Annotated in this window: 25 protein-coding genes; 14 read left to right on the top strand and 11 right to left on the bottom strand. The window is 63.1% G+C overall.

The features are described 5' to 3' along the window. Window positions 1-49 precede the first annotated feature (49 nt). From grpE to hemW, 3 genes are all read right to left on the bottom strand, one after another. A complete protein-coding gene (grpE, locus tag KI811_RS09580) occupies window positions 50-622 on the bottom strand; it encodes a nucleotide exchange factor GrpE (protein ID WP_214186252.1) in 573 nt (190 codons plus the stop codon). 20 nt (window positions 623-642) lie between these two features. Then, window positions 643-1,674: a heat-inducible transcriptional repressor HrcA gene (gene hrcA, locus KI811_RS09575; protein WP_214186251.1), complete on the bottom strand. Its 1,032-nt coding sequence runs from the start codon at window positions 1,672-1,674 to the stop codon at window positions 643-645. Between the two features lie 117 nt (window positions 1,675-1,791). Next, entirely contained in the window at window positions 1,792-2,943 is a 1,152-nt protein-coding gene (hemW, locus tag KI811_RS09570) for a radical SAM family heme chaperone HemW (RefSeq protein WP_214186250.1), read from the bottom strand. A gap of 125 nt (window positions 2,944-3,068) precedes the next feature. Between hemW and KI811_RS09565 the strand changes: the two genes are divergently transcribed. The 7 genes from KI811_RS09565 (at window position 3,069) to ybgF (ending at window position 8,694) form a co-directional block, all read left to right on the top strand. Then, window positions 3,069-3,848, top strand: coding sequence for a carbon-nitrogen family hydrolase (locus KI811_RS09565; RefSeq protein ID WP_214186249.1), 780 nt, complete (start codon window positions 3,069-3,071; stop codon window positions 3,846-3,848). Window positions 3,849-3,963: 115 nt separating this feature from the next. Beyond that, on the top strand, window positions 3,964-4,638 hold the full coding sequence (tolQ, locus tag KI811_RS09560; RefSeq protein ID WP_214186248.1) for a protein TolQ: 675 nt from the start codon (window positions 3,964-3,966) through the stop codon (window positions 4,636-4,638). Window positions 4,639-4,647: 9 nt separating this feature from the next. Beyond that, a complete protein-coding gene (gene tolR, locus KI811_RS09555) occupies window positions 4,648-5,067 on the top strand; it encodes a protein TolR (protein ID WP_214186247.1) in 420 nt (139 codons plus the stop codon). Next, window positions 5,064-5,822 carry an energy transducer TonB gene (locus tag KI811_RS09550; RefSeq protein ID WP_214186246.1) on the top strand — a complete coding sequence of 253 codons (759 nt, stop codon included), beginning with the start codon at window positions 5,064-5,066 and terminating at the stop codon, window positions 5,820-5,822. The genes tolR and KI811_RS09550 overlap by 4 nt, the downstream gene beginning before the upstream one ends. Continuing rightward, window positions 5,819-7,108, top strand: a complete 1,290-nt coding sequence (tolB, locus tag KI811_RS09545; RefSeq protein ID WP_214186245.1) for a Tol-Pal system beta propeller repeat protein TolB — start codon at window positions 5,819-5,821, stop codon at window positions 7,106-7,108. The genes KI811_RS09550 and tolB overlap by 4 nt, the downstream gene beginning before the upstream one ends. Window positions 7,109-7,215: 107 nt before the next feature. After that, window positions 7,216-7,797 (top strand): peptidoglycan-associated lipoprotein Pal, encoded by a 582-nt coding sequence (pal, locus tag KI811_RS09540; RefSeq protein ID WP_214186244.1) that lies wholly within the window; start codon window positions 7,216-7,218, stop codon window positions 7,795-7,797. An 81-nt stretch (window positions 7,798-7,878) separates the two neighbouring features. Then, window positions 7,879-8,694, top strand: coding sequence for a tol-pal system protein YbgF (ybgF, locus tag KI811_RS09535; RefSeq protein ID WP_214186243.1), 816 nt, complete (start codon window positions 7,879-7,881; stop codon window positions 8,692-8,694). Window positions 8,695-8,750: 56 nt separating this feature from the next. Here the strand turns inward: ybgF and KI811_RS09530 are convergent, their stop codons facing one another. After that, entirely contained in the window at window positions 8,751-9,059 is a 309-nt protein-coding gene (locus KI811_RS09530; RefSeq protein ID WP_214186242.1) for a TatA/E family twin arginine-targeting protein translocase, read from the bottom strand. Window positions 9,060-9,299: 240 nt separating this feature from the next. Here KI811_RS09530 and nadA point away from each other — a divergent pair, with 240 nt between their 5' ends. Further along, window positions 9,300-10,214: a quinolinate synthase NadA gene (gene nadA / locus KI811_RS09525; protein ID WP_214186241.1), complete on the top strand. Its 915-nt coding sequence runs from the start codon at window positions 9,300-9,302 to the stop codon at window positions 10,212-10,214. Window positions 10,215-10,268: 54 nt separating this feature from the next. Further along, the gene (locus KI811_RS09520) at window positions 10,269-10,802 is read left to right on the top strand and encodes a gamma carbonic anhydrase family protein (protein WP_214186240.1); all 534 of its coding nucleotides are present in this window, start codon (window positions 10,269-10,271) and stop codon (window positions 10,800-10,802) included. Window positions 10,803-10,885: 83 nt separating this feature from the next. Here the strand turns inward: KI811_RS09520 and KI811_RS09515 are convergent, their stop codons facing one another. Continuing rightward, on the bottom strand, window positions 10,886-11,776 hold the full coding sequence (locus KI811_RS09515) for a pentapeptide repeat-containing protein (RefSeq protein WP_214186239.1): 891 nt from the start codon (window positions 11,774-11,776) through the stop codon (window positions 10,886-10,888). Window positions 11,777-12,014: 238 nt separating this feature from the next. On the opposite strand from KI811_RS09515, the gene mfd reads away from it, so the two are divergent. From mfd to KI811_RS09500, 3 genes are read left to right on the top strand one after another with little or no spacing between them, the layout of a single operon-like run. After that, window positions 12,015-15,491 (top strand): transcription-repair coupling factor, encoded by a 3,477-nt coding sequence (gene mfd / locus KI811_RS09510; RefSeq protein WP_214186238.1) that lies wholly within the window; start codon window positions 12,015-12,017, stop codon window positions 15,489-15,491. A gap of 57 nt (window positions 15,492-15,548) precedes the next feature. Then, on the top strand, window positions 15,549-16,493 hold the full coding sequence (locus tag KI811_RS09505; RefSeq protein ID WP_214186237.1) for a peptidylprolyl isomerase: 945 nt from the start codon (window positions 15,549-15,551) through the stop codon (window positions 16,491-16,493). Between the two features lie 60 nt (window positions 16,494-16,553). Then, a complete protein-coding gene (locus KI811_RS09500) occupies window positions 16,554-17,519 on the top strand; it encodes a peptidylprolyl isomerase (protein WP_214186236.1) in 966 nt (321 codons plus the stop codon). A gap of 97 nt (window positions 17,520-17,616) precedes the next feature. Here the strand turns inward: KI811_RS09500 and KI811_RS09495 are convergent, their stop codons facing one another. Then, complete coding sequence (locus tag KI811_RS09495) at window positions 17,617-18,513, bottom strand: DnaJ C-terminal domain-containing protein (RefSeq protein ID WP_214186235.1); 897 nt, start codon at window positions 18,511-18,513, stop codon at window positions 17,617-17,619. A 158-nt stretch (window positions 18,514-18,671) separates the two neighbouring features. On the opposite strand from KI811_RS09495, the gene hemG reads away from it, so the two are divergent. Both hemG and KI811_RS09485 read left to right on the top strand, forming a co-directional pair. Beyond that, entirely contained in the window at window positions 18,672-20,081 is a 1,410-nt protein-coding gene (hemG, locus tag KI811_RS09490) for a protoporphyrinogen oxidase (RefSeq protein ID WP_214186234.1), read from the top strand. An 82-nt stretch (window positions 20,082-20,163) separates the two neighbouring features. Further along, window positions 20,164-20,520 carry a hypothetical protein gene (locus KI811_RS09485; protein ID WP_214186233.1) on the top strand — a complete coding sequence of 119 codons (357 nt, stop codon included), beginning with the start codon at window positions 20,164-20,166 and terminating at the stop codon, window positions 20,518-20,520. 83 nt (window positions 20,521-20,603) lie between these two features. On the opposite strand, the gene def is transcribed toward KI811_RS09485, so the two are convergent. From def to KI811_RS09460, 5 genes are all read right to left on the bottom strand, one after another. Next, window positions 20,604-21,110 carry a peptide deformylase gene (def, locus tag KI811_RS09480; RefSeq protein ID WP_214186232.1) on the bottom strand — a complete coding sequence of 169 codons (507 nt, stop codon included), beginning with the start codon at window positions 21,108-21,110 and terminating at the stop codon, window positions 20,604-20,606. 4 nt (window positions 21,111-21,114) lie between these two features. Beyond that, entirely contained in the window at window positions 21,115-21,681 is a 567-nt protein-coding gene (locus tag KI811_RS09475) for a glycine cleavage system transcriptional repressor (RefSeq protein ID WP_373878766.1), read from the bottom strand. A 116-nt stretch (window positions 21,682-21,797) separates the two neighbouring features. Beyond that, window positions 21,798-22,145 (bottom strand): phage holin family protein, encoded by a 348-nt coding sequence (locus KI811_RS09470; protein ID WP_214186230.1) that lies wholly within the window; start codon window positions 22,143-22,145, stop codon window positions 21,798-21,800. 25 nt (window positions 22,146-22,170) lie between these two features. Next, window positions 22,171-22,569, bottom strand: coding sequence for a tol-pal system-associated acyl-CoA thioesterase (ybgC, locus tag KI811_RS09465; protein WP_214186229.1), 399 nt, complete (start codon window positions 22,567-22,569; stop codon window positions 22,171-22,173). 66 nt (window positions 22,570-22,635) lie between these two features. Continuing rightward, window positions 22,636-23,376 carry a glycine zipper family protein gene (locus KI811_RS09460; RefSeq protein ID WP_214186228.1) on the bottom strand — a complete coding sequence of 247 codons (741 nt, stop codon included), beginning with the start codon at window positions 23,374-23,376 and terminating at the stop codon, window positions 22,636-22,638. Window positions 23,377-23,448 lie beyond the last annotated feature (72 nt).

Genomic DNA, 23,448 nt, shown 5'->3' with positions numbered 1-23,448 from the left:
AGAACCTAGTTATCGCCCCGGCGAAAAGCAAGGGGGCGACGAAAAAAATCTACTTGGATACCGAGACCATGGCGGGACGGATCAGCCGCTCGTTCAGGAGGTACCCCTTCTGGAAGATCTCCACGACGCTGTTGCCCGGAACATCGGCACTATCCACCTGGCACATGGCTTGGTGGACCGCCGGATCGAAGGGGGTTCCCTGTTCGGCTTCCACGGCCGTGACTCCGAACTTCTTCAGAGTGGACTGGAGCATCCCCAGGGTCATCCGGACCCCCTCGATGACCGCCGAGGCACTCTCCTCGCTGACATGATCCAGGGCCCGTTCCATGTTGTCCACCACCGGGAGGATCTCCATGATGAGGCTCTCGTTGCCGTACTTGAGAAGCTCTTCCTTCTCCTTCTGGGTCCGCTTCCGGTAGTTCTCCAGATCGGCCCGCTCCCGGACGAACTTGTCCCAGTTGGCGGCCGCCTCGGCCTCCTTGGCGGCCAGGGCCTCCTCAAGCTCCTTCACCCGGTCGGCGCCGGCGGCGGGAGTCGTTTCGGGCGTCGGTGCCGAGGCTTCGGCGACAGGCTCTTCGGTATGGTGCGCTCCCCCGTGGGAGCCGTGCTTTTTCTTGTCCACGATGGTTGTTCCTTTCTTCTCTACTCGTCTTCGAGCAGCTTGCTCACGAGCTTCGCGGTGTAGTCGACGATGGGGATCACCTTGCCGTACCCCATGCGGGTCGGGCCGATCACCCCGAGGACGCCGAGGGTGTTTTTCCCCGACACATAGGTGGAGGTGATGACGCTCAACCCCTCCATGTGGTTCAGGTGGGTCTCGGAACCGATGAAAATCTGGACGCCCTGGGCCGAGATGCAGCGGTCCAGGAGATTCACCAGCTGGTTCTTCTCCTCGAAGGCCCGGAAGACATCCTTCATGCGCCCCACATCGGCGAATTCAGGCTGATCCAGAATATTGGTCTGCCCCTCCATGAAGATCTGGGCGCTACCCTCCACGATGGTCTGTTCCGAAAGCCTGAGCGCCCGCGAGAAGAGCGTGTCGTAGAGGACCTTTTCGTTCCGCATCTCCTCCAGGATACGGGTCCGCACCTGGGCGACGGGAAGCCCCTGGAGAAGCTCGTTCAGGTAGTTGGACATCCGGACAAGGTCGGCCTCGGCGAACTCTTCCTCTGACTCGATGAGCCGGTTCTGGACCGCGCCGTTATCGGCCACCAGGATGGCCAGGATCCGGCGCCCCCCCAGCTTCACGAATTCCATGTGCCGGAGGGTGGTGGAGGAGAAGCGGGGAGCGAGGACAATCCCCATGTAGTGGGAAACCGACGACAGGAGCCGGGTCGTCTCATGGAGGACCGCTCCCATGTCGCGCCCCGCGCCGGCGTAGCGCTTCCGTATCCGCTCCCGTTCGGCCTTGTCGATGCATCCCACCGCCAGAAGGGAATCCACGTAAAAACGGTACGCCCGGTCAGTGGGAACGCGGCCGGCGGAGGTGTGGGGCGAGGTAAGGAGTCCCATCTCCTCCAGATCGGCCATGGCGTTGCGAACCGTTGCCGGCGACAGGTTGAGCCCGTGCCGCCGCGTGACGGCCCGGCTACCCACCGGCTCGGCGGTCACAATGTAGTCCTCGATGATCGCCTCAAGGATCTTTTTATTGCGCTCTGAAAGCCCTTCTCCCATACCGACCCCACAAAGAAGATTAGCACTCAGAGTTGGTGAGTGCTAACGGGGTAAAGGTAACAACGCCCCTCTTCTTTGTCAAGGAGATTTCCGGAGATTTCCGGCAGCGGGAACCGGTCAGAGAAAGGCCGCAAAGACCCGGTTTGAGAGGATTACCCCCCGGCGGGTGAGGCGCAGGCGCACCCCCTCGCGCACGAGGAGACCGGCGGCGCAGAGCCCCTCGATGGCGGTGCCGTGGATCTCCATGAGGGGCCGGCCGAATTCCTCCCGAAACCGCGCTTCCTCGATTCCTTCGAGCATCCTGAGCCCCAGGAAGAGCCACTCGGCCATGGCGTCCTCTTCCGCAAGAAGGGTAATGTCCGTCTCGGGCAGAACCCCATCCGCCAGAGAGCATCCGTAGGTGCCGAGGTCGTCCGGGTTGCGCCAGCGAAGGCCGGGGAACGGCTCCCGCAGGAACGAGTGGGCCCCGGCGCCGAACCCGAGATAGTTCCCCCGCCGCCAGTAGACCTGGTTGTGGCGGGAGCGATGTGCCGGCAGGGCGAAGTTGGCGATCTCGTACTGTTCGTAGCCGCCCTCTGCCAGGAGCTCCGCCGTTTCCTCGAACATAGCGGCGGCCTCATCCTCGTCCGGAAGCGCCAGCTCACCCTGATCCTCCAGGCGGGCAAAGGGGGTCCCCTCCTCCACCGTGAGGCCATAGGCCGAGATGTGCTCCGGACGAAGGGCCGCCGCCAGCCGGAGCTGGTCCCTCCAGTGGCCGAGGTCTTGGCCCGGGAGGCCATGGATGAGATCAATGCCGATATTGTCGAAGCCAGCCCGGCGAGCCTGGACGAAAGCGTCCTTCGCTTCCCGGGCCGTATGGACCCGTCCGAGTCGAGCCAGCATCCGGTCGTCGAGGGACTGGACGCCGAGGGAGAGGCGATTCACCCCGGCCGCCCGGTACCCCGCGAGGGAGCCAGCCGTGACGGTGCCGGGATTGGCTTCGAGGGTGATCTCGGCCGCGGGATCGAGCCTGAACAGGCGGATGGCGCAATCGATGATATTCCCGACAAGGTCGGGCTCCAGCAGCGACGGGGTCCCTCCTCCCAGATAGAGGGTGGTGGCGCGCAGGGGAGATGCCAGCGCCGCGGCCCGGAGTTCCATCTCCCGGAGGAGAAGCGCCGCGTACTCGCCGGTCGCGAGGGGGGCTTCGTCCGTGGAGGCGAAGGCGCAGTAGAGGCACTTGCGCACACAAAAGGGGATGTGGATATAGAGGGCGGTCGTATCGTCCATTTGTGCCGATGATACGCCACCTTCTGAGCGGAAGTCCAAACTTCTTTGGTTGAAAATGGCCCGGGATGCCGCTACACTAAACCCCGTTTGGCAGACGCACCCCAAAGTCCCGAAGGGAGATCGGCATGACGCGTACTGTGAAGGCAGGAGCCGTCCAGTTCACCATCAAGGTTGGCGACGTGGATGCCAACATGCGGTATGTGGAGGGGGCGCTGCGCCGCCTCGCCGCCCAGGGGTGCGCCCTGGCGGTCCTCCCCGAGATGTGGGATACGGGTTATGCCTACCGGGAGCTGAACGAGCTGGCAACGCGGACCCCCGAGGTGGTGGCGGAACTGGGGCGGCTCTCCCGGGAGCTGGGAATGGTGATCGTGGGGAGCATGCCGGAGCCCCACGGGGAAAAGGTTTGCAACACCGCCTACGTCCTGGACCGAGGGGAACTCCTCGGCTTCTACCGGAAGATCCACCTCTTCTCTCTCATGGGGGAAGACCGCTCCCTGGACGGCGGCGACCGCTGGCTCGTGGTGGACACCAGCGTAGGGCGGATCGGCGTCTTCATCTGCTACGACCTCCGGTTCCCGGAGCTGGCCCGACGGCTGGCAGTGGAGGGGGCGGAGATCCTCGTGGTGCCCGCCGAATGGCCCAAGCCCCGGGACGAGCACTGGAAGGCGCTCCTGAAGGCCCGAGCCATCGAGAACCAACTCTTCGTGGTGGCGGCCAACTGCTGCGGGATCCAGGGAAAGCTGGACTTCTTCGGCGCGAGCCTCATCATCGGCCCCAAGGGGGAGCACCTGGCCGAGGGGGGGTACGAGCCGTGCGAGATCAGCGCCACTCTCGACTTCGGGGAGATGGATTCCTGGCGCCGGCAAATTCCCTGCTTCGAGGACAGAAAGCCCGAATTTTACTAGGATTATTTCGTTCCGCCCGCTGCTGTCGTCCGGAAAACGGTTGACGTGGCAGCCGGCCGGGACTATTGTTCAGCCAACGCGCATCTCATTAATTTAACTGCCGGAGGTTCATGCCGTGTTACATCTTGCGGGAACCGGTCTCGTCGTCAAGCTCGTCCTCTGCATCCTCGTCTTCTTCTCGGTGGTCTCCTGGGCCATCATCTTCTTCAAGCTCCTCCAGGTCTACCGGGCCAACAGCGAGTCGGAGCGCTTCCTGGATTTCTTCTGGAAGACCAAGCGGTTCGACGGCATCAACTCCCAGCTGGACCGCTTCACTAACTCACCCCTGACGGTTCTCTTCAGCGAGGGGTACGGCGAGCTGAAGCGCCTCGTGGAGAAGGGTGACCAAAAGGAAGAGCTGGACGTCATGAGCACCGAGCTGGGGGGTATCGAGAACATCGCCCGGGCCCTGCGTCGCGCTACCACCTCGGAGATCACCCGTCTGGAGAAGTACGTGACGTTCCTGGCCACCACCGGCTCCACCACTCCTTTCATCGGCCTCTTCGGCACGGTCTGGGGGATCATGACCGCCTTCAAGGGGATCGGCGAGACCGGCTCGGCATCCCTGGCCGTCGTGGCTCCGGGCATCTCCGAGGCCCTCATCGCCACCGCCATCGGCCTGGTGGCCGCCATCCCCGCGGTCATGGCCTACAACCATTTCCAGTACAAGATCAAGGTCCTTATCGCCACCATGGACAACTTCTCCACCGAGTTCCTGAACATCGTCCAGCGGACCGTGACCAAGAAGTAGGAGCAGACCATGGAAATCGGCAGCAGAAACAACGGCGACCGCGGCACCATGTCGCAGATCAACGTCACCCCCCTGGTGGACGTGATGCTCGTGCTCCTGGTCATCTTCATGGTGACGGCCCCCATGATGCAGCAGGGGGTCCAGGTGAACCTCCCCAAGGCGGAAACCAAGGCCATGGCCACCCAGGAGGAGGCGGTGGTCGTCTCCATTGACCGGAGCGGCAAGGTATTCATCAACGCCACGGAGGTGGCTCCGGGAGACCTGAAGGCGAAACTGACCACCATGGTGGCCAACCGGACCAAGAAGGAGGTCTTCCTCAAGGCCGACCGGGATGTCCCCTACGGTGATGTGGTGCGGACCATGGCTGAAATCAAGGGGGCCGGTATCGAGCGCCTCGGCATGGTGACGGAGCCCGCCCCGACAAAATGAGCCACACCCGCCAGTCGAGAGATACCGGGCTGGGGTGGGGTCTTGCCACTTCCTGCGTTGTCCACGCCTCCCTCGCCGCCTTCTTCCTCCTCTACCGCTTCTCCCCCCCTGCTCCGCTGGAGGCCCCCGTCTACTATGTGGACGTCGTGAACCTGCCGGTGGCATCCCCCCGAGCCGGGAGCCCCGTGACAGGGGGAAGCTCCCTCCCCGCAGCGTCGCCCCCCCCGCCGAAGCCCGCGGAGATGGCCCTTCCCCGGAAACAGACCCCGGCAAGGGCTGCTGCCCCGAAAAAGGCAACCTCATCCCGGGAGAGCGATGCCAGCCAGGCCTTCGAGGAACGGATGGCCAAGCTCCAACGGGCCATCGACGAGCGGCGCCAGGAGGCGGCCATCGACGCTCTGCGGCGCAAGACGGCTGGGAGCGGCCGCCAGCCGGAGCGGGTGGGAACCCCCGGCGGTACCGGGCAAGAGGCGGGGAGCGACTATGCGAGCTATATCCAGTCACGGCTCACGGACGCCTTCCAGTCCACCATCGCCCACCAGAGCAAGACGCCGGAGGTGATAGTGAAACTGACCATCGACGCCGGAGGGCACATCGCGCGGAAGCGGATCGAGCGCTCGAGCGGCGACAAGATCTTCGAGGAATCGGTCTTCAAGGCCATCGCCCGGGCCGAAAAGACCTTCGTACCGCCTCCGGGCGGCGGCGAATTCGAGTACGGCTTCATCTTCAGACCACAGGGAGTGGGAAAAAAATGACACGACGTCTCCTCATCCTCTTCACCATCATTCTCTGCATGGTCCCGACACTCCTCCATTCCCAGGAAGGGTATCGGGAAGTGACGGCGGCGGGAGCCCACAAACTGACCCTTACCGTGGACGCCCCTCGGCGCCTCGGCGGCTCCGAGGCTTCCCAGGTGGCCCGTGAGACGGCTGAAGCGCTCCAGTTCGACATGGTCCTTGCCGGCCCCTTCACCGTCACGGCTCCCCCCGCTTCCGGGGCCGCCGGCGGCATCAGGCCGGGAGAGTTTGACTTCACGCCATGGCGGAGCGCCGGGGTCGACCTCCTGGTCAGGAGCGGCTATACCGTTGCGGGGAACGCCATGACCATGGAGTTCCGCCTCTACAACGTCACCCAGGGGAAGGAGATCCTGGCCAAGCGGTACACGGGCCGTCCCGGAGATGTCCGGAGAATCGCCCATACCTTCTCCGACGACATCATGGCCGCCCTGACGGGGGAGCGTGGCCCCTTCACGGGAAAAATCGCCTTTGTCTCCACCCGGGCCGGCGCCAAGGCGATCTTCCTCATGGACTATGACGGCCACAACGTTCAGCAGCTCACAAAAAACCGCTCCATCAACCTGAACCCCGATTTCTCCCCCAACGGTAAGGAGATCATCTTCACCTCCTACCGCCAGGGGAACCCCGACCTTTTCCGGCGGGAGCTCTTCACCGGCGCCGAGGCACGGATCTCCTCCTACCGAGGGATCAACGCCACCGGCGCCTGGTCCCCCGACGGCAAGATCATCGCCCTTACCCTGAGCAAGGACGGCAACTCGGAGATCTACACCATCTCCCGGGACGGGAAGAACCCACACCGGCTCACCAATACCAGCGCCATCGAGGTTTCCCCCGCCTGGTCCCCTGACGGCCGCAAAATCGTCTTCGTCTCGGACCGGCTCGGCAAGCCCCAGATTTTCATCATGAATGCCGACGGCACCGGGGTCCGGCGCCTCACCACCAGCGGCAGCTACAACGTGAGCCCCCGCTGGTCACCCAAGGGTGACCGGATCGTCTACAGCCGCCAAGAAGGGGGGTTCCAGATCTACGCCATCAACCCCGACGGGACCAACGATACCCGGCTCACCAGCGAGGGAAGCAACGAGCATCCCCGGTGGTCTCCCGACGGCCGCTTCATCACCTTCAGCTCCACCCGCGGCGGCGGTGAGGGGATCTACGTGATGAGGGCCGACGGCAGCGGCCAGACCCCGGTTTCCGGGGGGAAGGGGAGGGACTCCCATCCCACGTGGTCGCCGCGTTGGTGAGGCAGGTCTTGAAAATGAAGCGCTGTTCTCTATAATGAACGGAGATATTGGCGGCCGGCCGGACCTCTTTCCGGCGGGCGATTGTCTATCACAAAAGGAGAAGATGTATGCGTAGAAGCACCTTTGGTCTCGTTGCCCTGCTCTGTTTCGGTCTCGTTGCGGCTGGTTGCGCCAAAAAGGAGATGGTGAAGCCGGAAGAGGCTGTACCGCCGGCCGTTGCCCCCCAGCCCACAACACCGGTCAAACCCGTAGTTCCGCCGGTGAAGGAGGAGCCCATTGCGGCCCAGCCCATCCCCGAGGTCCCTGTCAAGACGGAAACCCTCCAGCCGGCCACGGCCCTTGACACCGTCACGGCGACCCTGGATCGGATCTTCTTCGATTTCGACTCCTTCGTCCTCTCCCAGGCCGCCCGGGATATCCTCTCCAAGAATGCGGAGTACCTCCTCAAGAAGCAGCCCAATGCCCGCCTCCTGATCGAAGGGCACTGCGACGAACGGGGATCCGACGAGTACAACCTGGCCCTGGGGGAGAAGCGGGCCAAGGCGGCCCGTGACTACCTGGTGACCCTCGGCGTCGCCGCCAATCGCCTTTCCATCATTAGTTACGGTGAGGAGAAGCCCCTTGATCCGGGACATACCGAAGAAGCCTGGGCGAAAAACCGTCGGGCCGAATTCCTCATTGTCAAATAGGGTTATCGTCCAGGAAAACGGGAGGGGAGCCGGCAACGGCTCCCTTTCTCTATTGCCGGGCACTAAGCTATGGAGGTGTCGATGAAAATCGTACGGAATATATCGCTCGTCGTGCTGCTGGCCCTGTCGGGATGCGCAATGCGCAGCGACCTGGAGACGGTGCAGCGGGACAACGAGGAACTGAAGACCCGTATCTTCCGCCTCGAGAAGGATCTGGGAGGGGTGCGGACGGAGACCAAGGCCGGCATCGAGACAACCCTGCAGGACTTCGAGAAGGAGCGCGCCGGCGCCCGTAAAGGGCTTGCGGACCTCCAGGCATCCATGGACGCCATGAAAGTCGACCTCCAGGTAATGGCCGGGAAGGTGGACGACCTCTCCCTTGCCGCCAAGAAGCCGGCCGAGGAGGTGAATCTCCTCAAGGAAGACCTGGAACGGCGCCTTTCTTCCCTGGAGGAACGGCTTGGCGCGGTGCAGAAGAAGGTGACGGACATGGAAACGGCCCAGGCCAAGCCCCCCGAGCCCGCGACTCCCGAGGCCCTTTACCAGAAGGGGCTTGACGCCTACCGGAGCGGCAACTACGCCGGGGCCAGAGAGGCCTTCGCCCGTTTCCTGGAACAGCACCCGAAGCACGAACTGGCGGTCAACGCCCACTACTGGTCAGGCGAGGCCTACTACGGCGAGAAGAAGTACGAGCAGGCGGTCCTGGAATTCCAGGAGGTGATCAAGAATTATCCCGGCAAGGAGAAGGCCCCTGCGGCCATGCTGAAACAGGCCGCAGCCTTCAACGAGATTGGCGACCTGAAGAGCGCCCGCTATGTGCTGCGAAAACTCATCGACGAGCACCCCTCCACCGAAGAGGCGAAGCGGGCCAAGGAGAGGCTCAAGGCCCTCAAATAGCAAAAGGCGGGTGCAAGCCCGCCTTTTTCATTTCCGGCATCTCGTATCAGGCCATCTCAAGCCGACTTCGCCCCGCCGCCTCCCCTGGAGGCAGTCTCCGTTGCCCCGTCCTCATGGGCCTTCACCTCGGCAGCCAGGTCCCGCTTCGGATCAGCAGCAGCCTGGGCCTCTTTCTCGGCTGCCTCCTTCTCGTCCAGGTTCCTGACCTCCTCGGATAAATTCCGCTGGAAGTCGTCGGAGGCCCGCTTGAACTCGGCCAGGCCTTTCCCCAGGGACCGGGCGATGTCGGGGAGCTTCTGGGGACCGATGACGATAAGGGCGATGACAAGGATGACGATCAACTCCGGCATGCCGATTCCAAACATATTCGTATACCTCCCATGACAGCGGTCGGAGCCTCCGGCCCGCCGCGAAACACCTTCTCTTCCGCGCTCAATCCTGACCAAATGAATGTAAAAATAATAGAGTGTGGGCCGATTCGTGTCAAGCGTACCATGCCAGGGCACGGTCCGAGACCGGGCAAAGGGTTTGACATGTGACCAAACGTTGATTTAGTATCATCCAATTTCGCCCGTATACGGGAAAAGGGGAAAGGAAACACGCCCATGCAGGCCGATACCATCAAGCAGGAAATCAGGCGGCTCCTCAAGGAGCGCAACGCCGTCCTCCTGGCTCACAACTACATGCGGGACGAGGTGCAGGAAATCGCCGACATTACCGGCGACTCCCTGGGGCTCTCCCAAGAGGCGGCCAAAACCGCTGCGGACGTGATCGTCTTCTGTGGCGTTCACTTCATGGCCGAGTCGGCATCCATCCTCTCGCCCCAGAAGACGGTGCTCCTGCCGCGCCTCGACGCCGGCTGCCCCATGGCCGACATGGTGACGGTAGAAGGGCTCCAGGAACTGAAGGCCAGGCATCCGGGCGTGCCGGTGGTCACCTACGTGAACTCCTCGGCGGCGGTGAAGGCCGTGAGCGACATCTGCTGCACCTCAGCCAACGCCGTGAAGGTGGTCAACTCCCTCCCCGACCGGGAGGTGATCTTCGTCCCCGACCGCAATCTGGGCCAGTTCGTGGCCAAGCAGTCGGACAAGACCTTCCACTTCTGGGACGGCTACTGCCCCACCCACGAGCGGCTCAAACCTGACGTGGTGGCGCGCCTCAAGGAGGAGAACCCCGACGCCATCTTCGTCTGCCACCCCGAGTGCAACCCGGCGGTGGTGGCCCTGGCCGACCACGCCTGCTCCACGAGCGGCATGTACGACTTCTGCCGCAAGAGCCCAGCCAAGCGCTTCATCATCGGCACCGAAGCGGGAATCCTCTACAGACTCCGTCAAGAGAACCCCGGCAAGGAGTTCATCCTCGCCTCGCCAGCCCTGGTCTGCCCCAACATGAAGCTCACCTCCCTGGAAGACATCCTTGCCGCCCTCACGACCATGGCGCCGGTGGTGCAGGTGCCCGAGGAGATCCGGATTCCTGCCAAGCGGGCCCTGGACCGGATGATCGCCATACCGCGGGACTGAAAAGCGGGGGCCGGGACCCGTGACCGGAACAATCCAATCTGTAGAGGTTTTCCAATGATTCGTTCATTTCAGGGGATGCAGCCCCAGATCGACCCTACCGCCTTCATCGCCGAAACCGCGGTCGTCATCGGCGACGTGACCGTGGGGGCCGAAAGCAGCATCTGGTACAACGTGGTGGTCCGGGGGGATGTGAACTTCATCCGGATCGGGGCCCGGAGCAACATCCAGGATCTCACCATGCTCCACGTGACCCACAAGAAGCATGCCGAGGACCCCGGCGCCCCGCTTGTCATCGGCGACGACGTGACCGTGGGACACAGCGTCACCCTCCACGGCTGCACCATTGAGAACGGCGCCTTCATCGGGATGCAGGCCATGGTCATGGACAAGGCGGTGGTGGGTGAAGGGGCGCTGGTGGGGGCAAGGGCCCTCGTCACCGAGGGGACCGTCATCCCCCCCCATACCCTCTGGGTAGGCGCGCCGGCCCGGTACAAGCGGGATCTGACCCCCGACGAGATCGCCTGGCTCAAGCGTTCGGCCGGCAACTACGTCAGGTATTCCCGCGAGTATCTGGACGACAAGCCGTAGCGAAACGGCCTCCGCAGTCAATGAAAAAGCCGGCGTCCCTCCGTGGGGAGCCGGCTTCTGTCATGGTGCGGCAGGGGAAATGCTCAGAATTTAAAGAACGTGAACCGTTCGGCCGTAGCGGATCGCGTTGCATCGTCCAGTGCCATTGCCTTTGTCACCGTGCCGGCCCCCCTCCCCTCTTCATCCTCCGTCAGCACCGCCACGCTCCGCTGGTCGCTACGCTCCATGACCGCATTGGTGAAGAGCCCACCCCGAAGGTTTGCGCTTACCAGCGCCGCACCCCGAAGGTTGGCCCCCACGGCGTAGACACCCGTCAGGTCCGCCCGCTCCAGGTCGGCCCCTTCCAGATTCGTCATGAAGAGACCGGCCCCCGATAGCTTGGCCCCCTTGAGGCTCGCACCCCGCAGATTGGCCATTTCGAGGGATGCTCCCCGCAGGTTCGCCCCGTCGAGCCGGGCACCCGCAAGGTTGGCCAGGTAGAGGTCGGCATTGGCCAGGGAGGCGTTGCGCAGATCAAGGCCAGCCAGGTTCATCCCCCGCAGGTTCGCTCCCGACAGGTCGCGGGTCGTACCGAGGACCTCGCGCACCTCCGCCGGACCGGGCCGCCATCCCCCACCCCGCTTCGACTCAACGGCCACAGCCGGGGCAACGGCTTGGGCCGCAACCACCGTAACCGGCTCGGCTTTACCTGAAACCGCTTTCTTGTCCTCCTTCTTTGCGGTGCGGGTCACCTTTGCCCCCTTCGCAACCTTCTTTTTGGCGTGGCCGCGCCCGCCGACACCCCGCCTGCTCACGAGGCGCACATACTCGGCATAGGGAAGGGCCGGCTTCGCCGGAGTAGAGGCGGCTGCTTCATCAGATGCCGATTTTTTTCCTCCAGCAGAGGCGGCGGCCGGCATTTCACTGCCAACGGCGACAAGGAACGTGGTAATGACGGCCGGAATTCCCAGACAACGAAACAGGCGGTGCTTCATGGACGGCATTCCTCTCGAACGAAGTTGAACGGGGCGGACCTGCCCATGGCAGACACTATTCCCCCCTTTTTCCGTATCGGACATTTTCCACTGATCTTGAACATTTTTTCGGAAAAATGAGAACCTTTGCCCCCTAGTGCCCCATCCGTCAAGGAATCCGAAGGGATGGCAGCCTTGCCTTTTCACAACCGCGCTGGTATCGTTCAAGGGCACCCTCACGACGTAAAGGAAGACGTAAATGCCCCCCGCTGACATCCAGCTCATCAACCGGATCGCCGACCGCCTCGCCCCCGAAATCGGCAGGGTCACCCTCACCGGTCTCGGCGGATCGGCCCCGGCCTATCTCCTGGCCAGACTCCTGGCAACGGTGGAGCGCCCCCTCTTCGTCATCGCCCCCGATGCCGACAGGGCCGTCGAAATCTGCACCGAGCTCCGCTTCTTCAGCGGACGTCCCTCGGACATCCTCTCCTTTCCCGCCTGGGATGTGGCACCCTTCGAAAAGGGATCGCCCCACGCCGACGTGACCGGACAGCGGCTCGCCTGCCTCCGCCGCCTCATGGACCGCAAGATGGCCGCCGTGGTGACCACCCCGGACGCCCTCAGGCAGCGGGTGCTTCCCCGGACGGTTTTGGACAACGCATCCCTCTATTTTCTCCCCGGGGAGGAGAGCGACCGGGAGGATTTTCTCGCCAAGCTCGTCACCCTCGGCTACCTGAACGTCCCCCTGGTGGAGGACCGGGGTACCTTCGCCGTGCGGGGGGGAATCGTCGACATCTTCCCCCCGGGGTTCGAGCAGCCGGTGCGGATCGAGTTCTTCGGCGACTTCGTGGAGACCATCCGCGCCTTCGACCCCCTCAGCCAGCGCTCCCTCGCCCCCCTGGAGGAGCTCCTCCTCCTCCCTTCCCGGGAAATGCTCCTGACCGAGGAAGTGCTGAAGGCCGCCACTCCCCGTATCAAGACCCGCTGCGACGAACTGGAGATCTCCCCCGTGGCCCGGCGGGAGCTTCTGGAGCAGCTTCAGCACGGCCTCTATCCGGCCGGGGTGGAGTGGCTCCTCCCCCTCTTCCACCCGCGGCTGGAGACCCTCTTCGACTACGCCGGCGACGCCGTCCGGGTGATCCTGGACCCGGCAGCCCTGGCCGAGGAGAACGAACGGCTCGACAGCGAACTGGAGACGGCCGAGGCCCAGGCCCGGGAGCGGGGAGACCTCTTCGCGGCGCCGGCAGAGTTCTTCCTTTCGGCCCTGGAAACGGCCGCGGGAATCGATGCGGGGAGGCTCGTGACAATCCCGTACCTGGCAGTGGCAGGGGAGAGTGACGATGGCGCCCCCATTGCCGTGGACGTCCAAGAGAACACCGACCTCAAGGTGGATATCTCCTCCGACAGCGAACGGGTCCTGAAGCCTCTGGTAAACCGGCTCAACGGCTGGCTGGAGGAGCGGCAGCGGGTGATAATCGCCTGCCACCAGCGGGGCCAGGCCCAGCGCCTCTACGAGCTCCTCTCCCACTACCCCCTCCCCCTGAACGTCTCCGACCGCCCCTTCCCTGCCGAACGGGAACGGGACGACGGCAAGGTGGACGTGGTGATCGGCGAGCTCTCCCGGGGGTTCCGCCTCCCGGAGGGGAAGCTCATCGTCATCGCCGAGGAAGAGATCTTCGGCCGACGCCAGAAGCGACGCGGGGTCTCGGAGTTGCGCAAAAAACAGATCATGACGTCGCTGGCCGAGCTGAAGCCCGGCGACTACATGGTCCATCTCGACCACGGCATCGGCATCTACCGAGGCCTGCAACACATTTCCCTGAGCGGCTGCGCCGGGGACTTCATCCTCCTGGAGTACGCGGGGGGAGACAAGCTCTACCTCCCCGTGGACCGGCTGAATCTCGTCCAGCGCTACGTGGGGGCCGAGGGGATCGAACCCCGGGTGGACAAGCTGGGGGGGACCTCCTGGGAAAAGGCCAAGGGGAAGGCCCGGGCCGCCGTCCAGGAGATGGCAGGAGAACTGCTCCAGATCTACGCTGCCCGCCAGCTCCACGAGGGGCATGCGTTCTCCCCCCCCGACGACCTCTACCGGGAGTTCGAGGCCTCCTTTGCCTACGAGGAGACCTCGGACCAGATGTCGGCCATCATGGACGTGCTCGGCGACATGACGAGCGCAAAACCCATGGACCGCCTCGTCTGCGGCGACGTGGGGTACGGCAAGACCGAGGTGGCCATGCGGGGGGCCTTCAAGGCGGTCATGGACGGAAAGCAGGTGGCGGTCCTGGTCCCGACGACGGTCCTGGCCCAGCAGCATCTGGAGACCTTCCGGACCCGCCTCGGCGCCTACCCGGTCACTGTGGAGATGCTCTCCCGCTTCCGCACGCCTAAGGAGCAGAAAGAGATCCTGGAGAAGGTTAAGAAAGGGGCCATCGACGTCATAATCGGCACCCATCGCCTGTTGCAGAGTGATGTCTCCTTCAAGGACCTGGGGCTCCTCATCGTGGACGAGGAACAGCGCTTCGGCGTCACCCACAAGGAAAAGCTCAAGAAGTACAAGGCGGTGGTGGATATCCTGACCCTGACCGCCACCCCGATCCCCCGGACCCTCTACATGTCCATGATGGGAATCCGGGACCTCTCAATCATCGACACCCCGCCCGTTGACCGGCTGGCGGTGAAGACCTTCGTGGCCCGCTCCTCCGACGACCTTATCCGGGAGGCGGTCATGCGGGAGCTGCGCCGCGGCGGGCAGGTCTTCTTCGTCCACAACCGGGTCCAGTCCATCATGAACTGGGCCGAGCACCTGCGCCGCATCGTCCCCGAGGCGAAAATCGCCGTGGGGCACGGCCAGATGGACGAGGGGGAGCTGGAGAAGGTGATGCTCGGCTTCATGCACGGGGAGACGAACCTGCTGCTCTGCACCACCATCATCGAGTCGGGGCTCGACATCCCCAACGCCAACACCCTCATCGTGGACCGGGCCGACACCTTCGGCCTGGCCCAGCTCTACCAGCTCCGGGGGCGCGTGGGGCGCTCCAAGCAGCGGGCCTACGCCTACCTCCTCATCCCCGGCGAGGGGGCCATCTCCTCCGACGCCCGGGAGCGGCTCAAGATCATCCAGGAGCTGACGGAGCTCGGGGCAGGCTTCCGGCTCGCCACCCACGATCTGGAGATCCGCGGTGCCGGCGACATCCTCGGGGCCAAGCAGTCGGGGAACATCGCCGCCGTGGGCTTTGACCTCTATACAGAGCTCCTAGAGGAGGCGATCCAGGCCTTGAAGGGGGAGGAGCGGCTGGAGCGGGTGGAGCCGGAGATCAACCTCCGTATCCCTGCCTTCGTTCCCGAGGATTACGTCAAAGAGCCCAACCAGCGCCTCATCATCTACAAGAAGCTGACTCAGGCCGAAAACGAAGAGGAGGTGGACGAGGTGATGGCGGAGCTCGTGGACCGCTTCGGCAAGCTCCCCCTGGCCGCCACCTACCTCCTGGAGGTGATGAAGCTGCGGATCCACTTCAAGCGGCTCCTGGTGACCATGGCGGAGTTCGACGGGAGGCGCCTCTCTCTCACCTTCCACCAGAAGACGCCAGCCACCCCCGACACCATCATCGGACTCATCCGTTCAAACCCGAAGCGATACCAGTTCTCACCGGACTTCAGGCTCACGGCGGAGCTTGTCGACACCTCCTTCGAGGGGGTCCTGGAAGAGGCCAGAAATCTCTTGAAAAGGCTTGGGTGATGTGCTAGCTTCCGCAAGATTCTTCAATACTTAATGGACCTGAAAAGGAGTTTCAACGTGAAACGAACAGCGGTTCTGACGATCCTCTCGGCCACCCTTCTGGCGGCCCCATTCACCGGCTGCAAGGGGAAGACGGAAACCGGCACGGCCTCTGCCCCTGCAAAGAAACAAGGGGAGGTCATCGCTGAGGTTAACGGCGACACCATCACCACCGGCGACTTCCAGAAGGAGCTGGAAAACCTTCCCCCCTACCTGAAGCCCATGGCCGACACTGCCGAAGGGAAAAAGGAACTCCTCGATACCATGGTGGTCCGGGAGCTGATCCTCCAGCAGGCCAGAAAGGATGGCCTGGACAAGAGTCCCGACGTGGCGGCCAAGCTGGAGGAACTGAAGAAGCGGGTCGTGGTGGAGGCGTTCCTCAAGAAGAAGGTAGAGGAGCAGGCCAAAGTCTCCGACGAGGAGATGAAGAAGTTCTACGAAGAAAACAAAGACAAGTTCAAGACTGGTCCCCAGGTCCACGCGAGCCACATCCTCATGAAGAGCGAGGACGAGGCCCAGAAGGTCCTCAAGGAACTCAAGGAAGGTGGGAACTTCGAGTCGCTGGCCAAGAAGCATTCCATCGACTCCGCCGCAGCCAAGGGAGGCGACCTGGGGTGGTTCAGCAAGGGCTCCATGGTCCCAGAATTCGAAAAGGTGGTCTTCGGCCTGAAAGAGGGGGAAACCTCCGGCATCGTCAAGACCAAGTTCGGCTACCACATCATCAAGCTGACCGGCAAGCGGCCGGCCGGCATCCGTACCTTCGACGAGGTGAAAGAGCAGCTCAGGGCGGCCATCCTCCCCAGCAAGCAGCAGGAAGTCTTCCAGAAGCTCAAGGATGACATCAAGAAGGGGGCCAAGGTCACCATCAAGGAGGACGTCCTCAAGGGAATCGGAGGCGCCGCGGAAAAACCGGCGTCCGCGGGCACTGAGAGCGCTCCGGCAAAGAAGACGGAAACGAAGTAAGCGCACCGGGGCTGCCGGCATCAACGTCGGCAGCCCCGTGCCCCCTCCCCAACGGAAACCATGATTAAAACCCTCATCACAGCCACCCTTGTCCTTATCGCCACCCTTCCCTCACCGTCATATGCCGAGGTGGTCAACCGGATTCTTGCCGTCGTCAACGACGAAATCATCACCTCCTACGCGGTCGAGAAGGAAAAGGCCACTATCCTCAGGGAGGCGGAGCGCCAGCAGCCTCCTCCACCCCCCGAGTCCCTCGTCCATCTGGACGAGACGGCCCTCAACCGCCTCATCGACAAGAAGCTCGTGGAGCAGAAGGTCCGGGAGCTGGACATCAAGGTAAGCGAAGAGGAAGTCCGGCAGGCCATCGAGGACGTGAAGCGGCAGAACAAGCTCTCCCAGGAGTCCCTCGTCTCGGCCCTGGCCAATCAGGGGCTCTCCTTCGACCAGTACAAGGTCCAGATCCGCGAACAGCTGGAGCGGCTGCGTCTGGTGAGCCAGGAGGTGCGGTCGAAGATCCAGGTCGGCGAACGGGAGATGCGGGAGTACTACGAGGCGAACCCCGGCCGGTTTGGCGGCGAGGAGAACTTCCGTGCCCGCAACATCTACTTCAAGCTCGATGAGAAGATGCCGGCCGACCAGGTGAAGAAGATCATGACCACCGCCCTGACCGTCCTCCACGAGGCCCGTGACGGCAAGGACTTTGCCGAACTGGCCCGCCAGTACTCAGACGACCCTGCGGCAAAGAATACCGGTGGCGATCTGGGAACCTTCCGCAAGGGGGACATCCTCCCCGAATTCGAGGAGAGCCTCACAAAGATGAAGCCGGGCGAGGTGAGCGACCTCATCTATGTCTCGGGGGGGCTCCACATCGTCAAGCAGGAGGCACGCTTCGCCGGCACACCGAAACCCTTCGAGCAGGTCAAGGCCGAAGTGGAGGACATCCTCTACCGGAAGAAGTCGGAAGAGCGCTTCAACCAGTGGGTGGCCGACCTCCGCAAGGGGGCGGCCATCGAGATCAGGCAGTAGCTCGGAACTCGGGACTAGTAAAAAAGCCGGTGCAACAGTGCATCGGCTTTTTTTGTTTCTTCCAGCCCCCAGTCCCGAATTACGAATCCCTCGGCCTTTACAGCCCCTTGCCCCTCAACTCCTCCACCAGGGCCTTCTGCTCCGGGGTAAGGCTCTCGGGCACCGTCACCCCAATACGCACGAAAAGATCTCCCTTTCCCGACTTCCCCATGCGGGGGAAGCCGAGCCCCTTGAGACGGATCTTGGTCCCCGGCTGGATGCCGGCTGGTATCTTGATCCGCTTGGTGCCCTCCAGGGTCGGCACATCGAGGGAGGCGCCGAGGAGGGCGTCGGTAAAGCGGATCTTCCGCTCCACCACGATGTCATCCCCCTCCCTGGTGAAATGGGGATCGGTTCCCACCTTGATGATCAGGTAGAGGTCGCCGGTGGGTCCGCCACCGTGGCCAAAGCCCCCCTTCCCCGCTACCCGGAGCCGCGCGCCGTCTTCCACTCCGGCCGGTATCTTGACGGCGAGCTCCTCCCGCTTCCCGTCTCGCATGAAGGCCACCCGCTTTTCGCCGCCGTCATACGATTCCCGAAACGTGACGGGAACCTCCATGGTGAAGTCCTCGCCCCGCCGGCGACCGCCACCGAAGCCGAACCCACCCTGTCGGAAACCGCCTGCGCCGCCGAAGATGCGGGAGAAGATGTCGTCGGTGCCGAACCCCATGTCCTTGAAGATATCCCCCACGTCAAACCCGCGGAAGATGTCCTCCTGGCTGTAGCGCTGGTGGAAGCCGCTGGAGCCGAACTGGTCGTACTGGGCCCGCTTCTGGGGATCGGAGAGGACCGCGTAGGCCTCGTTGATCTCCTTGAACTTGTCCTCGGCCCCCTTGTCGCCGGGATTTTTGTCGGGATGGTACTTGACGGCCAGCTTCCGGTAAGCCTTCTTGATCTCCGCTTCGGTGGCCCCCTTCTTCAGGCCGAGCACCTCGTAGTAATCCGTATGCGCCATCTGAAAATCCTTTCCGTAGGTCTTCAAAGAATGTAAGCGCTCCCGGGTACCCTGTCAACGGTTCAGCTGGAGAAGGCTCCATGTTTACTTTCTTGACAGCTGCCCATGCAGGGTCTATCAATGACCAGAGTGCATCCATCTAACGGCGAGGAGCAGGGATGAAAAAAGTTATCGTGGTGGGGGGCGGCATCTCGGGGCTCGCAACCGCCTTTGAGCTGCGTAATAAAGGTGCAGAGGCGGGCATCGAGTTGGATGTGACCCTGCTGGAAAAGGAAGAGCGGGTCGGCGGCAAGATCTGGAGCATCAAGGAGGAGGGATACCTCTGCGAGTGGGGGCCCAACGGCTTTCTGGACTCCAAGCCCCAGACCCTCGACCTCTGCCGGGACCTGGGCGCCTCGGAGAGGCTCCTGCGGAGCAACGACAACGCCCGCAAGCGCTTCATCTACACCGGGGGCGCCTTGAACCGGCTCCCGGAAAACGGCCCCATGTTCCTCAAGAGCAGGCTCATCTCGTGGCCCGGCAAACTTCGCCTCGCCATGGAACCCTTCATCCCGAAGCGGACCGACGGGGCCGACGAAACCCTCGCCTCCTTCGGCCGCCGGCGTCTCGGCGAAGAGGCCCTCCAGAAACTCATCTCCCCCATGGTGTCGGGGATCTTCGCCGGCGACCCGGAAACCATGTCGTTGCGCTCCTGCTTTTCCCGCATCGCGGAACTGGAGGATGAATACGGCAGCCTCATAACAGCCATGATCAAACTGGCGAAAAAGAAGAAGCAGGAAACGGCTCAGGGAAAGGCGGTATCGAGCGCCGCCGGCCCCGGTGGAGTCCTCACCTCCTTCCGGTGGGGGATCCAGGAGCTGACCGACATCCTGGCGGAGCAGCTCGGTTCCTCGACCGTGGTTACGGGTCAGCCTGTGACGGGCCTGACTAGGGGATCGAGTGTCCCGTGGCGGCTGAAGACGCCAACCGTCGACATCGACGCCGACGTGGTGATCCTCGCCTCGCCGGCCCATGCCACCGCCGGCATCGTCAGCGGCGTGGACGCCGCCATGGCCCAGGTGCTGGGGGAGATCCCCTACGCCTCCATGACCGTGGTCTGCTTCGGCTACGAACGGGAGCGGATCGCCTACGACCTGAACGGCTTCGGCTACCTGATCCCCAAGGAGGAGGGGATGAACACCCTCGGTACCCTTTGGGATTCCAGCATCTTCGAAAACCGTGCCCCCGAGGGTAAGGTGCTTCTGCGGAGCATGCTCGGCGGCGCCTGCTTCCCCGAGTATGTGCAACTTTCCGACGCGGAGGTGATGCAGCGGGTGAAGGCAGACCTCAAGGCGACCATGGGAATCACGGCGGACCCCTCCTTCATCAGGATCTTCCGCCATCCCCAGGCCATCCCCCAGTACACCGTCGGCCACGGGAAGCGCCTGGCAGCCCTCCAGGAACGCGCCTCTGCCCTCCCGGGGCTCTTTCTTACCGGCAACTCCTACCGCGGCATCGGCCTCAACGACTGCGCCGCCGCCGCCAACCGCACCGCCGACGAGGTGGTGGCCCACCTGAAGGGCCGATAGTTAAGGCTTGAATATTCAACGATCACATTCTATTCTCCCGTGCCCCGTACGGGCATTCACACCAATCCCCAGGAGGAAGACCATGAAAAAGACCTTGCTGACCCTGACCGCCTGCATCACCCTCGGCGCCTTCGCCGGTATCGCGTCGGCCGCCGATTACACCGTCCCCTCTCCCTCTGCCGAGCTCCAGAAGAGGGAGGATAAGGCAAAGGAAAAGGTGCAGAAGAAGGAAAAGGCCGCGAAAGAGAAGCTTTCAGAGAAGGAAAAGAAGGTCTCCGACAAGCGGGCCGACGTAAAAGAGCAGGTTGAAAAGAAAAAGGCCAAGGCCTCTGAAAAGCACGAGAAGGTCAAGAGCACGGTGAAGCAGAAGAAGGAGAAAGCCAAGCAGATGAAAGAAACCGGGAACAAAGAAGTGCAGGACTTGAAAGAGATAAAGTAACCGCCACGGCGTACGACGCCAGTCTTCGGGGGGGCCGCGCCAGCAGCCTCCCCGTTTTTGTTTTTGCCTAGCAAGGGCTCACGCTACTTGTAGTTCTTCCTCCGGAAGAGCCCCGTCTTGAGGGACACGATCCGGTCCAAAAAGAGGATCCCGTCCAGATGGTCCATCTCGTGCTGGATGGCGACCGCCTCGAAGCCGCTGGCGGCGATCTCCCGCTCCGTCCCCTCCCCGTCCCGGAACCGGACGGTGATGGCGGTGGCCCGCTCCACGTCGCCGGTGTAGTCGGGGACGCTCATGCACCCCTCCCGCATGATGGCCGCGCCCTCCCGGTGGACGATCGCAGGGTTCACCATGACAAGGAGACCGTGGTTGTTCTCCTTGCCGTGACGGCTTCCGGAGACGTCCACCACGCAGACCCTGAGGGTGACGCCGATCTGGGGCGCGGCGACCCCGACGGAGCCGGGTCCGGCACGCATGGTGTCCAGGAGATCGTCGATGAGCCCCCGGATCTCGTCGTCGATGGTCGTGACGGCGTGGCTCACCTTCTTGAGAACGGGATGGGGATAGCAGAGGATGGGCTGTGCGGGCATGGCGTCAGAGGGAAACCGGCGTGATGGATCGCACCGAAATCTCCACGTTCAACTCCTTCTTGATCTTGTCGAGCATCGCCGTCACGTCCTCCACGGCGATACCTTCCGGCAGGGCCGCCTCCAGCATCAGGACGTAGACCGGCTCTTCCTTGGTGCCGATGAGCTTGGTATTGAGGTCGGTGATATTCACCTTCCGTTCGGCCAGCTCCTTTGTCACGCGGTAGATGATCCCGGGCCGGTCGGAGCCGTAGACCGAAACCATGCAGAGCTCCCCCCCCGGCGCCTGGTAGGCCACCTCGTCGGGGGAGAGGGTCCGGGCCGCCACCGTGAGCCCCATCTCTTCCGCAACTCCCCGGAACTCCTCCAGAATCCTGCTCTTGCTGAAAGGTTTCTCATGGGAGACAATGAGAATCATGGAGAACTCCCCCCCGAGCATGGTGGAGCTGGAATCCTCGACGTTGCACCCCAGCCGGTAGAGGACCCCTGCCGTTGCTGCCACGATGCCGGGGCGGTCTTTTCCCACAACAGTGACGGCGTAGTGGGCAAGGGAATCCGTTTTCTTCGTGCTCATCATGGAAAGGGTCTCCTTCGGTGATCGGTGCGCTATTCCGCAGCGGTTAGGCGTCGACTCTAGCAGATGGCGTCGCCAATGGCAAGGTGGCGGATGTGGTTCTCATGGCCAGGACTTCACTCAACCGGCCGAACGATCATATTGAGCACGAAACTGACGACGCTGAAGACGAGTGCGCCCAGAATGGCGCTCCCGATGCCGGCGATGCTGAATCCCGGGACGATCCAGGCGGCCAGGGCAAAGACGGCGCCGTTCACCACGAGGGTGAAGAGGCCGAGGGTGAGCACCGTGATCGGCAGGGTAAAAAAGGAGATGATGGGCCTGAGCACCGCGTTGAGGAAGCCCAGGACAAGGGCCGCAACGAAGAGATTACCGGTACCGGCGATGCTGATGCCGGGAACCAGGCGGACCACGGCAAAGAGGGCTACTGCGTTGACAATCAATTTAAGGATGATTCCGAGCATTGTGTGATGCCTCCTTGCCGGCCTTTCAGCTGGCCCCATTCGTCGATCGGAGCGCCCCGATGAGTTCCTCGGGAAGCCGGCGGGGCTTCATCCCGGGCCGGACGCAGACGAGGGTGACGCGCCCCTCCACAAGGGTCTTTCCGTCTTCCGCCCTCACTACCCGCTGCCCCAGGGAGAACGAGGTCTTCCCCACCTCAAGCACCTCGGTTTCCACCCGGAGGAGGTCGTCGAGCACCGCCGGCGCCCGGAAGTCGACCTCCATCCGCACTACCGGGAAGACGGCACCTTCGTCGGCCAGCTCCCGCACCGACAGGCCCCGCCGGCGGAGGAATTCGCACCTTCCCCGCTCGAAAAAGCCCAGGTAGCGGGCATGGTAGACCACCCCTCCGGCATCGGTGTCTTCGTAGTAGACGCGAAACTCCATTATTTCTCTCCTCCGACGGCAAAAAAAAGAGGCCTGGGGCCTCTTTCGGATCGGCAATAGACGGCGTTACTTGAATTTCAGGACCACGTTGTGGATCTCACCGGTGTCCTGGTCCCGGAGCTGCAACCGCAGTTCCCGCGCCGTGTCAGCCTCAGCGGGGAAGAAGAGGAAGCCGCTGGCAATGCTCCCGGCCGGGATCGTCTTCCCCTCAAGGCCCTTGGCTCTGATATCGTTGATGATGGTCCGCTCCCGCTCTCCCGAGGTTCCCCCTTTAAGCCCACCGGCAACGGCGCCACCGGCGCCACCGATGGCAGCTCCCTTGCCGATTGCCTCGCCGATGCCGCGACCGGAGACGATGCCGACGGCGGCGCCGAGGACGGCCCCCCCCACGGCACCGAGAACGGCACCCTTTCCTGTCTCGCTCCCGAAGAAGGAGGCAAACTGTGTCGACTTCTCGATCCGGTCCACGGCCACCGCGTTAGGGACTACCTGGAAGTAGCGGTTCTGGTCGTTCACCAGAAAAGTCTGGCCGGATACGATCTCAAGGTTTTTCCTTCCCTGGTTGGTCATGACGATCTGGGCTGGAATGAGGCCGCTCCCCTTGATATCGAAGCCAAAGGCATCCTGGGCTGCACCGCTGTCGGCAAAGGCCTCGCCGCCGATGGTGACGCCGCTCACCACAAGCCGGTTCACATAGTCCTCGGCGGGCCGAAAGCCCACGTACTGGCTCCGGTAGGGGGTGCAGGCCGAAACCAGCATCAGGGGGACAAGCAGGGTGGCACCGTTCTTGAGCATGGCATGCTTCATGGCGTGGTCACTCCTTTTGTGACAATGTTAATGGCGTTGTGAAAAGAGTATCACCCTTCGCTCCCGTCGCAA

The organism is Geobacter hydrogenophilus (assembly GCF_018501225.1).
GTDB lineage: Bacteria > Desulfobacterota > Desulfuromonadia > Geobacterales > Geobacteraceae > Geobacter > Geobacter hydrogenophilus.
The sequence above is the reverse complement of the archived record's forward strand: the minus strand, read 5'-3'. Positions and strand labels throughout refer to the sequence as shown.